Source organism: Paraburkholderia sp. WS6 (assembly GCF_030464835.1).
In the GTDB taxonomy this organism is placed as follows: Bacteria; Pseudomonadota; Gammaproteobacteria; order Burkholderiales; family Burkholderiaceae; genus Paraburkholderia; species Paraburkholderia madseniana.
The window spans coordinates 64,039-77,432 of sequence record NZ_JALQCK010000012.1 but is presented as its reverse complement, the minus strand read 5'-3'; the positions used below and the strand labels follow the sequence as shown (position 1 = coordinate 77,432).

General features: G+C 61.4%; 9 protein-coding genes. 6 read left to right on the top strand and 3 right to left on the bottom strand.

The window, feature by feature from the left end:
- The first annotated feature begins 78 nt into the window (after positions 1-78).
- Positions 79-1,194: an alkene reductase gene (locus tag M0D64_RS16695; protein ID WP_266258536.1), complete on the top strand. Its 1,116-nt coding sequence runs from the start codon at positions 79-81 to the stop codon at positions 1,192-1,194.
- A gap of 116 nt (positions 1,195-1,310) precedes the next feature.
- Here M0D64_RS16695 and treA read toward each other — a convergent pair whose 3' ends face one another.
- Complete coding sequence (gene treA / locus M0D64_RS16690; RefSeq protein ID WP_266258535.1) at positions 1,311-2,978, bottom strand: alpha,alpha-trehalase TreA; 1,668 nt, start codon at positions 2,976-2,978, stop codon at positions 1,311-1,313.
- A gap of 445 nt (positions 2,979-3,423) precedes the next feature.
- Here treA and M0D64_RS16685 point away from each other — a divergent pair, with 445 nt between their 5' ends.
- From M0D64_RS16685 to M0D64_RS16665, 5 genes are all read left to right on the top strand, one after another.
- Positions 3,424-4,323: a DMT family transporter gene (locus tag M0D64_RS16685; protein WP_266258534.1), complete on the top strand. Its 900-nt coding sequence runs from the start codon at positions 3,424-3,426 to the stop codon at positions 4,321-4,323.
- Positions 4,324-4,650: 327 nt separating this feature from the next.
- Positions 4,651-5,640 carry a DUF4148 domain-containing protein gene (locus M0D64_RS16680; protein ID WP_266258533.1) on the top strand — a complete coding sequence of 330 codons (990 nt, stop codon included), beginning with the start codon at positions 4,651-4,653 and terminating at the stop codon, positions 5,638-5,640.
- 479 nt (positions 5,641-6,119) lie between these two features.
- A complete protein-coding gene (locus M0D64_RS16675) occupies positions 6,120-7,265 on the top strand; it encodes a porin (RefSeq protein ID WP_266258532.1) in 1,146 nt (381 codons plus the stop codon).
- 263 nt (positions 7,266-7,528) lie between these two features.
- Entirely contained in the window at positions 7,529-8,692 is a 1,164-nt protein-coding gene (locus tag M0D64_RS16670; protein ID WP_266258531.1) for an epoxide hydrolase family protein, read from the top strand.
- Positions 8,693-9,041: 349 nt separating this feature from the next.
- The gene (locus tag M0D64_RS16665; protein WP_266258619.1) at positions 9,042-10,397 is read left to right on the top strand and encodes a sigma-54 dependent transcriptional regulator; all 1,356 of its coding nucleotides are present in this window, start codon (positions 9,042-9,044) and stop codon (positions 10,395-10,397) included.
- Between the two features lie 93 nt (positions 10,398-10,490).
- Here the strand turns inward: M0D64_RS16665 and M0D64_RS16660 are convergent, their stop codons facing one another.
- Positions 10,491-11,576, bottom strand: coding sequence for a TIGR03118 family protein (locus M0D64_RS16660; RefSeq protein WP_154560479.1), 1,086 nt, complete (start codon positions 11,574-11,576; stop codon positions 10,491-10,493).
- 122 nt (positions 11,577-11,698) lie between these two features.
- On the bottom strand, positions 11,699-13,102 hold the full coding sequence (locus M0D64_RS16655) for a PLP-dependent aminotransferase family protein (RefSeq protein WP_266258530.1): 1,404 nt from the start codon (positions 13,100-13,102) through the stop codon (positions 11,699-11,701).
- Positions 13,103-13,394: the final 292 nt, after the last annotated feature.

Sequence of the window (13,394 nt, the reverse complement as noted above, 5' to 3'; positions counted from 1 at the left end):
CGACGCCGCTCGATGAAGCACTACGAGCCAGGCAGCTAGCCGCCTTTCGATGCATTGGATCTTTTTCAAGGAACCACTATGTCTACCGAATCCGCGCATATCGATAGTTACCTGTTCGAGCCGGTCGCGCTCGGGCCGCTGCGGTTGCCCAATCGCATCGTGATGGCGCCGCTGACGCGCAGTCGCGCGAAGGAGGCCGATGTGCCGAGCGAACTGGCCATCGAGTATTATGCGCAACGTGCAACGGCCGGTCTCATCATCGCCGAGGCGACGCAGATTTCACCGCAAGGCAAGGGCTATGTGTTCACGCCTGGCATTTATGACGTTGCCCAGGTGCAGGCGTGGAAACATATTACCGATGCCGTGCATGCGAAGGGCGGCCATATGTACCTGCAGTTGTGGCACGTGGGCCGTATTTCTCATCCGTCGCTGCAGCCGGGTAATGCGTTGCCCGTAGCGCCGTCGGCGATCAAACCCGAAGGCCAGGCCTATACCGACGACGGCTTTGTGCCGCTCGTCACGCCGCGCGCACTTGAAACCTCGGAGATGGCGGGCATCGTCGAGCAATATCGATTGGCCGCGCACAACGCGAAGGCCGCCGGTTTCGATGGCGTGGAAATCCACGCGGCAAACGGCTACCTGCTCGACCAGTTTCTGCGCGACAGGACCAATCAACGAACCGATCAATATGGTGGCTCGATTGAAAATCGCGCGCGCCTGTTGCTGGAAGTGGCCGATGCCGTGACGGACGTCTGGGGTGGTGAGCACGTCGGCGTGCGCATTTCTCCGCTCAGCAGCTTCGGCGATATCGCCGACAGCGATCCCGAACCCCTTTTCACCTATGTGGTGAAGCAACTCAATGCCCGCAAGCTCGTCTACCTGCATGTCATCGAAGGCGACACGGGGGGCACGCGTGACGTCGAGGGCGGCTTCGATCTGCAGGTGTTGCGCCAGGCATTCGACGGATTGTTCATGGCAAACAATGGCTATGACAGGGAGCTCGCGCAGAAGACGCTCAAGGCAAAACGGGCAGATCTGATCGCGTTCGGCCGACCTTTTATTTCGAATCCGGATCTGGTCGAGCGGCTCCGGGTCGGCGCACCGCTGAACGAGCCGGATAAGAACACGATGTATGGCGGCGGCGCGGAAGGCTACATCGATTACCCGACGATGGACGAAGACGCGAAGCGCTGAGTGGGCCCGGGCTTCGTCACGCAGCGAACCGCAAGGCCGATTTCGTGATCGGTGCTTCCGCGCACACGCCGCTACTGGCGACGTGTGCGCCTCCTTGCATGGCTTCACCGTGCAGATCAGTCACCCGGGCTATACAGATCGAGCAGCTTGAGCGTCACCCCGTTGGTCCATCCAAAGCCGTCCTGCAGCGGATATTCGCCACCGCCGCCCCCTCCGGTGCCCGCACCTTCCACCACGTACTTTTCGACCAGCTTGTTCTCCGACGCGTAAACGCCTTTCACGTCAGCCAGAAAGCGCGTGCCGATCTGCTGCGCAAGCGCATCCTGGCCATAGCGCTTCAGGCCTTCGATCGCGACCCAGTGCAATGGCGCCCAGCCATTCGGTGCATCCCATTGCTGCGTGGTGTTGTAGGTGGTCGTCGCAAGGCCGCCCGGTTGCAGCAGGACGGACTGCACCTGCTGAGCCGTCTTTTGCGCGCGGTCCGGCCACGCCGCACCGACCCATAACGGAAACACCATCGCCGCAGTCTTGTTGTCGCGCGGCTTCGCAAGCGTCCAGTCGTAATCGCCGTAGTAGCCCTTGGCGTTCCACAAGTACCTGTTGATGCCGAGCGCCCGTTTGGCGGCGCGCTCGGCGAACTCGCCGACGCAACGGAAATCGCGCGTCTCGCCGCAGCCTTTCGCGATGGTGATTTCAAGGTGGAACATGAGGCTGTTCAGATCGACCGGGATGATCGACGTGGTGCGCACCGTCGCGAGAGTCATGTTGTCGCCGAACCAGCGGGAGCTGAAATCCCAGCCGCTCTCGGCGGTCGCCCGCAACTCGCGGTAGACCTCGTTCGGATTGCGGCCCGTTGCCTGCTGAGCGGTCTGAATGTCCTCCAGATAGGACTCGTCACGCGGCGTATCGAGTTCATCCCAGTAGCGGTTGAGCACCGTGCGATCCGGCATCACGACGACGTTGCGGGTTGCCTGACCCGGTTGCGTCGAGGTTTCTCCCTGCATCCAGTACGCATACTCCTTGCGCAGGGCCGGCAAATACTTCTGATAGACGCTGCGGCCTTCGACTTTCGCTGCCAGCGCCACCATGTACGAGAAGAACGGCGGCTGGGAACGGTCGAGGTAGTAGGTGCGGTTGCCGTTCGGGATGTGGCCGAACGTATCGATCTCATAGGCGAAGTTGTCGAGCATGTTGTCGACGAGATCTTCATGCCCCGACTCCTGCAAACCTAGCATCGTGAAGTACGTGTCCCAGTAGTAGCCCTCGCGGAAGCGGCCCCCCGGCACCACGTACGGCTTCGGCAACGGGATCAGCGAACTGTTCGCCGGCGCACTCGTCGTGGTGCGGGTGAGGGCAGGCCATAGCCAGTTGATGTGCTCGCGCAGCGTCTGATTCGCCGGGGGTGTGATGACAGGTTCGCTCGGTGGGGTGAAGTACTGGTTGACGAAGTTCGCCAGCGAAAAGCCGGGATTGTTCTTCTGCTGTTCGTACAGTTGCACGATCGCGGCAGGATCGGCGTTCGGCGTTGCGTCGACGAAAGTCTTCTGGTCCGGATAAATCTGCGCGGTTTGCACGGCTATGAAAAGATCGCCGTATAGCTTGTCGGGAGCGGGAGGAAGCGTGCCGCCGACCTGGGTGTCGGCATGACAGACGCCGATGAGACTGGTGAGGAAAACGAAGCTGGAAACGGCGGTTGCTTTTCTTAAACTGGCAACGCCCACCGGAGGGGCGAATGTCAGACGACGGGTGAGGTCGATGCGGCGCAATTGCGATGACACAATCATGTCTCCTCCTGAGGAATGGACAACAGGATTGGTCTGCCTCACGCCCGTGTTTTTCTCGTGATTGCTGGGGCGCGGCTAGCATCGCACAAAACGGAGGGCGGTTCAAACTATGCGGGAGGAATGCGCCGAGGTGCGCTGCGCAAGCCGATGGCATTCGACTGCCACCAGCCGCCCGGCAGCTTGCGCGCTGCCGAGCGGCTAATTAAGCCTTCTTAAGCCTCCTTCAGTTCGACGTCACGAGCGAATCCGACGGCACGATTTTGAGTGCCCCGGGGCCCAGCGCCGCCGGGCTCGACCATGACAGATGCATGCTGGCCGGACCCGTATCGTGCTTATACCGATCGAGCGGGGCGCAGCAGGCATAATCCGTTTTCCGATTACGCCTCCCTTTCACCGGAGGCGAAACCTAAGCGACGCGCTGCTTCGCGCGTTCCCAGGAAAACCCATGCCGCCCATCACCGCCGTCCGGAATAGAGCCGTACCGTTGCGTAGCGTCGCGCTGATTCTGGTTTCGATGTTCTGCTTTGCCCTCGTCGACGCTCTGGCGAAATCCGTGGCGCTCGCCTATCCGGCCAATGAAGTGACGTTCTTCCGGATGCTGTTCGGCTTGATGCCTGCGGTGGCGGTTTGCCTGCGCGGCAAGCCGCTCATCGAGCGTTTCAGGCGGATGGATGTGCGTGGACAGACCTTGCGCGCGCTGACGTTGCTCGGCGCGTCGGGGCTGTTCTTTGCCGGGCTGCCCTATGTGCCGCTCAGCGAAGCGGTGGCGATCGTTTACTCGGAGACCTTGCTGGTGATTGTGCTTGCACCGCTGCTTTTAAAGGAAACGCTCAAGCCGCGCGATGCGCTTGCCGCCGCGGTCGGTTTTGTCGGCGTGCTGTTCGTGGTGCGCCCGGAAGGTTCGCATTCGAATTGGCTTGGTCCGGTCCTGCTGATTTCGAGCGCGTTTTTCGGTGCTTTGTCGATCATTCAGATCAAGCGGATTCGTGCCACCGACGATTCGGGCACCACAGTGCTGTACTTCACGGTGATCGGCACGATCGTCACCGGGGCATCGCTATATTTCGCGTGGCGCACGCCTTCGATCGAAGCACTCGCAGTGATGGCCTTGCTCGGTGGGTTCGCCACGGCAGGGCAGTTGCTGATGACGATGGCATTTCGACAGGCCGACGCCGGTGCGCTCGCGCCGTATAACTACACGAGCATCGTGTGGGCTGCACTGTTCGGTTACATCGTGTGGGGCGAGACGATCGGCAGCATGTCGTTGTTCGGCATTGCGTTGATTGTCGGCAGCTCGATTGCGGTCGCCGTGCGAGGCAAGCAGACTGAAGGTCCGCTTGTGTAGCTCCGCGCTGCATTCGCCGAATTCAAACGCCGGATTCAAACTCGCATTTATTGCTTCGCAGTTCAAACAATCGTCCTAGGAAAGCCTGGTCAGTAAGCTGGCTTTTTCGGACAACACGCCCTACGCAAGCGGACGAATCGACGTTTGGCGACTATAAATAGTAGATAGCACGCATCCAGCTTGCACTCTTATTCGTGCGTGACTGCGCCGGCCCGAACTCGCGGCCGTTGCGGCGGCGTCGATTGATTCGCTGCGAACCCTCTGATGAATTCGGGCCCGTTTGCGATACGGCAAACGCGCATGTCCACGATTCGAGAGGGAGACGTCATGGTTAGCGAACCCAGGAAGATCGTTCTCACGGGCCTGTTTGTCGGCGCGGTTGCGATCGCGGCTTATATTTCGCAGGCGGACAAAAGCTGGCTGTCAACGGACGAACTCGGCCTGGAGCGTGACAATGCATCTCGCACCACACGTGGCGACACGATAACTGGTTCAGTGAGTTCCGGGCCGGTCGCTGCACACAGCGATTCAGCGGCGGCCATTGCCGGGGACCTCCAGGCGGCGCGCAATAGTCTGCAGCGCAACGATCTTGTTTCCGCGCAGGCGCAACTGGACGCGGTGCGTTCAGCACATCGGGACGACGATCAGGTTCTTGCGCTGCAAAGAGAAGTCGAGGCGCGCGCGAAGCAGACGCAGCAGGCGCTGGCCGTTGTGCATGGGAAGAAGCCGACGCAACACGGGGCGAAATTGGCGCGATCTTCGGCGCCGTCTTCCGGGAAAACAGGCCGCTCGCACGGAAGCTACGTAGCGACGCGCGAACACTCGAACCGTGCGTCCTCCAGTGACTCGAAGACCCGGCATGCTCCCGAAACCGCAGTAGCCGCGGTTGGCGCGGGTAGCCTGTCGAGCGGGAGAACGAGTGGCGTTGGCGCACCTGCTGCTGCGAGCTCGTCATCCTCTGTTCCGGCCGAGGCGAAGGTACTCTCCAACGTAATCGACGCGCCTGCCGTGTCAGCGCCGATACGGCTGATACAGCCAACAGAGCCAACAGAGCCGACATCAGCGCCGCCAGGCCCACTAACCCCACAAGCCCCACAAGCCCAGCTAACCCCGCAAGCGATACCGGCGCCATCGCCACCTCAGATCGCGCCCGCCGCCAGCACGCTGTTGAAATCCGGGAGCGGGCCAAAAACCCGCGCGCAGGTACGCGCGGAGATCGCCCGCGCCCGCGCCGACGGCAGCCTGCCCACGTTCGGCAATCCGGACCCGGCGGGCCCCGGCGGCGCACCGAGCATGACTGGCGCGCCGCGTCCGTGACGCTGCTCAGCGCGCTGGTTAACGCAGCGATGCAGCGAGCCGGGCAGAACTGGATTTGTCCGTGCAATGCGATTTTTCGGCGGCTTTTAAAACTAACAATGACTATTTTCAATTTCCGAAATAATCGCCTGAATGAGTTTGTTTATCTGGCAAGATATTCCAATTTATTTCAATTGAAATTAATTGGAATATAAATCGCCCGGGATGCGTTGTTGGAAGAGATTCTCCATGCTATTTTGCGCCGGCTTGATTCTCCGGGAGAGGCATTAAATCAGGCACTTGGGGCATGCTCGCGAGAGGAGCGTGACCCATTTAATTTCTGGCTGCAGACCGGCCGTTACGTGAAATGATCGGCAATCTGAAAAATCAGTGACGTCGCATAAACACAACGCTGTAATTAACTGAAAAACAGTCTTGCGATTAGTGAGATATTCTCGGCCGCTCGATAGCATCCGCTATTCGAATCAGGAGAGAAATCCATGAATAAATTCGTATTGTCGGGCCTCTCGCTCGCACTCATCGGCGCCGCGGGTGCCGCCCACGCACAAAGCTCGGTCACGCTGTACGGCCTGATCGATACGGGTCTGACCTACACCAGCAATTCGGGCGGCAGCAGCAATTTTCAGCAAGCCAGCGGCATCCTGAACGGCGACCGTTGGGGCTTGCGCGGTTCGGAAGATCTGGGCAACGGCCTGAAGGCGATCTTCGTGCTGGAAAACGGCTTCAATCTGTCGACCGGCAAGCTGGGGCAGAACAGCCGTGAGTTCGGCCGTCAGGCCTTCGTCGGTCTGTCGAGCGACCAGTTCGGCTCGGTCACGCTGGGTCGCCAGTACGACAGCGTGGTCGACTATCTCGCCCCACTCGCGCTGAATGGCACGCAATACGGCGGCACGCTCGCATCGCACCCGTACGACAACGACAACCTGAACAACTCTGTGCGTATCAACAACTCGGTCAAGTTCCAGAGTGTCAACTACGGCGGCTTAAAGTTCGGTGCGTTGTACGGCTTCTCGAATGCAGCGGGCAGCTTCGCGGACAGCCGCGCCTACAGCGTCGGCGCATCGTACGCATTCGGCGGCCTAAAGTTCGCTGCGGGCTACCTGCAACTCAACGGCGGCGGCTCGACGACCAACACGAGCGGTGCCGTGGCAAGCGGCGACTCCACGTTCAACGCGGGCCTTCAGCGCACCTATGGCGCGGGCGTGAACTATGCGTTCGGCGCGGCCAACGTCGGGCTCGTGTTCACGCAGACGCAACTGAGCAACGCAACGTCGATCGGATCGTCGGCCTCGGGCACGACGAGCGGCTTCGCGCTGACCAGCGGCAGCGCGCGCTTCACGAACTATGAAGTGAACGCACGTTACGCATTCACGCCGGCATGGACGGTGTCGGGCGCATACACGTACACCGATGCACGTCTGAACGGCGCGAGTCCGAAGTACCAGCAGATCACGTTGCAGACCGGCTATGCCTTGTCCAAGCGTACCGATGTGTATGTTGAAGCGGCATACCAGCACGTCGGCAGCGTGGGGGACTCGGGCATCACGGCGGATATCGTCGGCGTGAGCCGCTCGGCGACCGATTCGCAGGTGGTCGGCACGGTGGGTATCCGTCACCGCTTCTGAGCGGCTGGTGTAGGCAGTAAGCTGTAAGGAAAGCCCGCATTTCGCGGGCTTTCCTGTTTGCCGTAGAGCAGTGAGCGCTGCAACCATGAAGGTCTCCGGCGCGCTAAACGAGAATCGCGCTCATTGTGTACCATGCAGATTGCTTCGTGCGCGCCGTGCGCTTCATGCTCGCTTCGTGCCTTGGCCCTTGCTGGTTTGCCGTGAACAGCGCTATCGAATCCGAAGCGCCTGTTATCCCCACCCCCTGTGCCGGATGAACTGACATGCAGATAGAGCCGTTTCAGATTGCCGTGCCTGACGCTGACATAGACGATCTGCGCCGGCGGATTCACGCGACACGTTGGGCACCGGCGACGCCGTCCCCTGCCTGGCAGCAGGGCGCCGATTCTGCCTGGCTGCGCGAACTCGCGCAGTACTGGGTCGAGCGTTTCGATTGGCGCGAGGCGGAGCGCAGATTGAATCTGCAACCGCAATTTCTCGCCGAGGTCGACGGTCAGCGCGTGCACTTCGTGCATCGGCGCGGGGTCGGCCCGGCGTCTTATCCGCTCGTGATTACGCATGGCTGGCCGGGATCGTTTTTCGAGTTCCACGCACTGCTCGACCGGTTATGCGATCCGGGCGCATTCGGCTGTGATCCCGCCGATGCATTCGACGTCGTCGTTCCATCGCTGCCCGGTTTTGCGTTCTCGCAGGCTCCCGTAGAGCCCGGTACTTCCGCGTTTCAGGTGGCGGATTTGTGGGCTTCACTGATGCGTGGCCTCGGTTACGAGCGCTTTGGCGCCCAAGGCGGCGATCTGGGCGCCGGCGTCTCGATCGCACTCGCGGCGCGGCATCATGAGCATGTCGACGGCGTTCATCTCAACTTCCTGCAGAGCTCATACGAGCCCGCGAGCGGTGCCGCGCAGACACCGCTTACGCCCGCGGAGGAAGCCTATCTGCGGGAGAAGACTGAATGGGCCGCATTGGAAGGCGGCTACGCCCATATGCACACCACGAAACCGCAAACCGTGGCGGCGTCGCTGAACGATTCACCGGTGGGGCTCGCTGCATGGATCGGTGAGAAGTTTCGCGCGTGGAGCGATTGCGACGGCGACATCGAGCGGGTGTTTTCGAAAGACGAGTTGCTCACCAACATTTCGCTCTACTGGTACACGCAGAGTATTGGAACGGCGATGCAGATGTATTGGGAAAACCGTCTGCAGCCGATGCGCTTCGCCGAGGGGCAACGCGTCGTGCCGCCGGTCGGATTCGCCCAATTCCCAAAGGAGATCAATCACCCACCGCGCACGTGGCTCGAGCGAACCTTCAACGTCGTGCAATGGACCGACATGCCGAGCGGCGGGCATTTCGCTGCAATGGAAAAACCTGATTTGCTCGCTGCCGAGATTCGCAAGTTTTTCAGGAAGTTGCGGCGCGAGGTGCGTTGACGCCACTGTGGCGGCGCACAAGACGCCAGTTCGATAGCGACTCCGATGCGCCGCGCGGTGCGCTTGCCGATTCAATCATCAAATAAGGTCAGGACGCACCACGGCGACCATGCAGCCGCGTATGATCGACCGTCGTTGTCGCATCCGGTTTTTCGTCAGCCGACGTCTGGAACACCGCCGACTCGCCAAAACCCGATGCATCATGAAATGGCAGCTCCCGGTACGCGCCTGATTCGCGAGGACAGGCATCCGCGGCCATGGAGCAACAAGAACAATGCCGCGACGATGGGCCTGACCGCAACAGGTTTCAGAGCAGGCTCGGCGGGAAAACAAAAAAACAATGCAGAAAATGAAGGCCATCAAGCGGCGTGTCATCTACTTCACGCGCGATCCTTCGCCGGATCTATTGGCGAGTTTCGAGGAGCGCGATTGGGAGATCGAAGTCATCGGCTCGGTTCGTGACGTACGCCAGGCCGTGGATGATGGCTCGCTGGCGGCCGGGCTGGCCGATCTGTCGAGCGTGTTCGATCCCCGTGACATTGCCGCGCTGGAAGCTTGCCTCGCGATGCCAAACATCGGCTGGGTCGCGATGACCGCCGCGCCGGAACTCGATGACGCCGCCATACGCAGGCTGGTGCGCGACTACTGCTTCGATTACGTGACACTCCCCGCTGCGAACGCCAGGATTGTCGATACGGTAGGCCATGCCTGCGGCATGATCTCGCTCGGCGAGCCGGCGTTCGTCGATACGTCCTCGGCAGAAGACGAGATGATCGGCACCTGCGATGCCATGCTTGCGTTATTCCGCTCGATCCGCAAAGTGGCCGCAACCGACGCGCCCGTTTTTGTCTCCGGTGAATCCGGTACGGGCAAGGAACTGACAGCGGCGGCGATTCACGCGCACTCGCCGCGTCGCAACGCGCCGTTCGTCGCCATCAACTGTGGTGCGATTCCGCCGCACCTGTTGCAGTCCGAGTTGTTCGGCTACGAGCGCGGCGCCTTCACAGGGGCGAATCAACGCAGAATAGGGCGCGTCGAAGCCGCGCACGGCGGCACCGTGTTTCTCGATGAAATCGGCGATCTGCCGTTCGAGAGTCAGGCGAGCCTGCTGCGCTTCCTGCAGGAAAGCACCATCGACCGCCTGGGGGGCAACGGTTCGATCGATGTCGACGTGCGCATCATCTCCGCCACGCACGTCGATATGGAGGCCGCGATCGAACACGGGCGCTTTCGTGCTGACCTGTATCACCGCTTGTGCGTGCTGAGAATCGACGAGCCGCCGCTTCGCGCGCGCGGCAAGGACATCGAACTGCTCGCGCTGTACACACTGGATCGCTACAGGAAAGATGCGAGCCGCCGGCTCTACGGTTTTTCTCCCGACGCGATCGCGGCGATGCATCAATACGACTGGCCCGGCAATGTCCGGGAACTGATCAACCGGGTTCGTCGCGCCATTGTGATGTCGGAGGGGCGCACGATTACCGCGGACGATCTCGAACTGTCGGGTTACGTCGCGACCGCGCCCCTGACGCTTGCGCAGGCACGCGAGACAGCGGAGCGGCAGGCCATCGAACTCGCGCTGCTGCGCCATCGTGGGCGGCTCGGCGACGCCGCGCGCGAACTCAGCATTTCACGCGCGACGCTGTACCGTTTGCTGGGCGCGCGTGGCATGCGGTATGGGGAAGACAGCGCCACCGAAATGTGACACTTGAGGCGAAGATCGTGTGCGGCAGTCAGGTAAATCGCGAGCGCCCATTCGGCACTGCGCCGCGCGCGCCGCCAACGCGCGCGGCGTCGTTCACATTTTCACGTCGATCCGTCCATAAACGCCATCCGCTTCGTCGTTAGGCCCCGCAGCAAAAAACAGCGTGTTGGTCGGCTGATTATCGAGTCCGTTGCCGAACGCGATACCCCAGAGCCCCTGTTGCACGAACGTGGTTCCGTTCGACAGGTTGACGGTGCCGAGGGATTGCCCGCTTGCCGGATCGAAAGCGTTGATCGTGCCGTCGCCGAAATTGCCGATCAGTATGTCGCCGCTGAAGCGGCCGAAGTTGCCCGGCGCCTGTGCGACGCCCCACGGTGCGTTCAGCGGGCCAGCCGACGCGAAGCGCTGCAGTAGCTTGCCGCCCGTATCGAATACGTCGACGAAGCCGAGCCCAGGGCCGTCTAAGTTGTCATGCGCGACTGCGTTCTGTTTGGCGTAGGTCACGAAGAGTTTTCCGCCGATTGCCTGTATACCGAACGGCGCAAAGCCTACCGGCAGCGCAGCGTCCTGAAAGTTGCCGGACATGGCGACCTTCGCGAAGTTCTTGTCGAACACGTCGATCTTGTTGTTGTGAAAGTCGGTGGCATAGAGGAAGTTCGCCGTGCCATTGCTGGCGAGGGCGAGCCCCTTGTAGACCGCGCCACCACTGCCGTCGTCGAACATGACGATCGCGTTCGTGGGCGCGACCGCGGGCGCCCATGCGGTGATCGTGCCGCCTTCGCCGGAAAAAATAAACACGCCTACGCCGGACTTGCCACCCTGACTGACCGTGAAATCCGTCGTGCCGTTGAATACGATGCCGGTCGGATTCGCTGGGCCGCTGGTTCCGTTCGGAATGCTGACGACCAGGGATTGCGGCACGCCGTTGCCATCGTAGAGCGTGGCGACTGAGGTTCCGTTGTCGGCGACCCATACGACACCCTTCGGATTGAACGCAATGCCCCATCCATTTTTCAGATTGGCGTCGGTGTGCGGCGCGGAAACCGCGCCATCGGAGACCAGCGTGGTCGCAGTAAATGATTGCGTATTGATCGACCCCGAACCGCCCCCGCACGCGACAAGACCCGTCAACGCCACGCCGCTCACCACGGCGCTCAACACTGTAAGCACAGACTTCATGACCGCACCTCTCTCAGGACCGATGGTTGTTGCGGTTATTGAACGTGCTGGGTGGCGGGTTTATTCCTTTGGCGGTTGAAAAATTTGATTTGATCTGAGGGGACGGCCCGGGTGTCCGTCGATCAGATCGTGCCGAACAGTGCCCGAGGACGATCCTTCAGCGTGCCCGTCAACAGTCGTAATGCACTCACGAGTTGATCGCGGCTCGTCGCGCACGCGAGGTTGATCCGTACACCGTGTTCGATCTCCGACCTGTCCACCGCAAACGCCGAAGAAGGCATCACCACGACACCGCGCGCCTTCGCATTCGCAGCAAAATCATCGGCACGCCAGGGCGGCGGTAACTTAAGCCACACGAACATGCACGCCGGGTCGGTCTGCAGCAATTCCTGTGGGAGCAACTCGCGCGCCAGATCCTGTCGCGCGCGAATTTCGGCAAGCTGCGCGTCCATGATGTGGCGCGCCGTACCATCCTCGATCCAGATCGAAGCGATCAGCATCGACATCGGCGCGGGCATCCACGCGGTGGTGCGCACCGCCTCGGCACACAGCGCGGAACTGTCCGGCGGACTCAGCAGGTAGCCGAGCCGCAAGCCGGGCGCGAGAATCTTCGAGGTCGCCGCGAGGTGGAACGTCAGTTCCGGACACAGGCTCGCAATGGTCGGCAGCCGCTGCGAAACCAGCGGCCCGTAAACGTCGTCTTCGATGATCGCTACACCGTGCCGGCGGGCAATGTCGACGAGCGCCATGCGGCGCTCGAGACTCATCGTCGTCACGGTCGGGTTCTGCAGATTTGGAACGGTGAAAATCGCCTTCACCGGCATACGGCGGCAGGCACGCTCCACCTCGTCGGTCAGCAAGCCCTCGCGGTCGCTCGGAATGCCGACGATCTCGAACTGGAACACCGGAGCCAGTGCTTTCAACCCGTAGTAGGTGAGTTGATCGGCGAGGATTACGCCGTCGGTGCCGATCAGGCTGTTCAGCACCGCATACAAGCCGTGTTGCGCACCGCTCGTGACCACCACGTGATCGGGCGCCGGTGTGAAGCCCGGCGCGGCCATCCAGCGGGCGCCGGCGGCGCGCGCCCAGGCGGGACCTTGCGGCGGCTGGTACTCCTGCAATTGCGGGTAACGCGGATCGCGCGGCAATTCCGCCAGCGTGCGCGCAAGGCAGTTCAGGAATTCGCCGGTGGCCGGCCGGTTGACGGTCAGGTCGATCGCCGCGTTGCTGGCCGGCGGCGCAGGGTCGACGCTCGGCATGGCGCCGCCGGTGACGAGCGAGCCGCGCCGTTTGCTGCCGATCACCAGTCCGCGCAACTGCAATTCCTTGTACGCGCGGGAGACCGTCGACACATTGATGCCCAGTTCGGTAGCCAGTTGCCGCTGCGGCGGCAGGCGGCTGCCCGGCGGATAGACGCCGCTGCGAATCTCGTTCTCGATCGAGCTGGACACCTCGACATAGGTGGAACGCTTCGTCTGCGCCGGCGCCCCGTTGGCCCCACGCGCTGTGTCTTTGCCAGAAGCCATAAGAACTGATGTCTCCATACAAAATCGACTTTGTCCGCGATTGTGCGGAATTTTGCCGATTCTATACCAGACAAGCGCCGCCGCAAGGCCTAAAAACGGCGCTCCGGAACGGTTGGCGTCCGGTGCGCCCATGTTTGCAAGGACTGCGCCATAGGCCATCCAGGGAAAATGCCAGGGCCACACAATGTGAGTTTTAATTGCACACAAAAAAATATTGTGTGATTCTGATAGCCAGAGTTTGTCTGGTGGTGAGTGCGCCAAGGTGTCGCCGGACAGTGTCCGGATTCTGTCC

Bases quoted from the DNA above. Each gene is read 5' to 3' on its own strand.
- M0D64_RS16695 (WP_266258536.1), top strand. From the start codon at position 79: ATGTCTACCGAATCCGCGCATATCGATAGTTACCTGTTCGAGCCGGTC.
- treA (WP_266258535.1), bottom strand. From the start codon at position 2,978: ATGATTGTGTCATCGCAATTGCGCCGCATCGACCTCACCCGTCGTCTG.
- M0D64_RS16685 (WP_266258534.1), top strand. From the start codon at position 3,424: ATGCCGCCCATCACCGCCGTCCGGAATAGAGCCGTACCGTTGCGTAGC.
- M0D64_RS16680 (WP_266258533.1), top strand. From the start codon at position 4,651: ATGGTTAGCGAACCCAGGAAGATCGTTCTCACGGGCCTGTTTGTCGGC.
- M0D64_RS16675 (WP_266258532.1), top strand. From the start codon at position 6,120: ATGAATAAATTCGTATTGTCGGGCCTCTCGCTCGCACTCATCGGCGCC.
- M0D64_RS16670 (WP_266258531.1), top strand. From the start codon at position 7,529: ATGCAGATAGAGCCGTTTCAGATTGCCGTGCCTGACGCTGACATAGAC.
- M0D64_RS16665 (WP_266258619.1), top strand. From the start codon at position 9,042: ATGAAGGCCATCAAGCGGCGTGTCATCTACTTCACGCGCGATCCTTCG.
- M0D64_RS16660 (WP_154560479.1), bottom strand. From the start codon at position 11,576: ATGAAGTCTGTGCTTACAGTGTTGAGCGCCGTGGTGAGCGGCGTGGCG.
- M0D64_RS16655 (WP_266258530.1), bottom strand. From the start codon at position 13,102: ATGGCTTCTGGCAAAGACACAGCGCGTGGGGCCAACGGGGCGCCGGCG.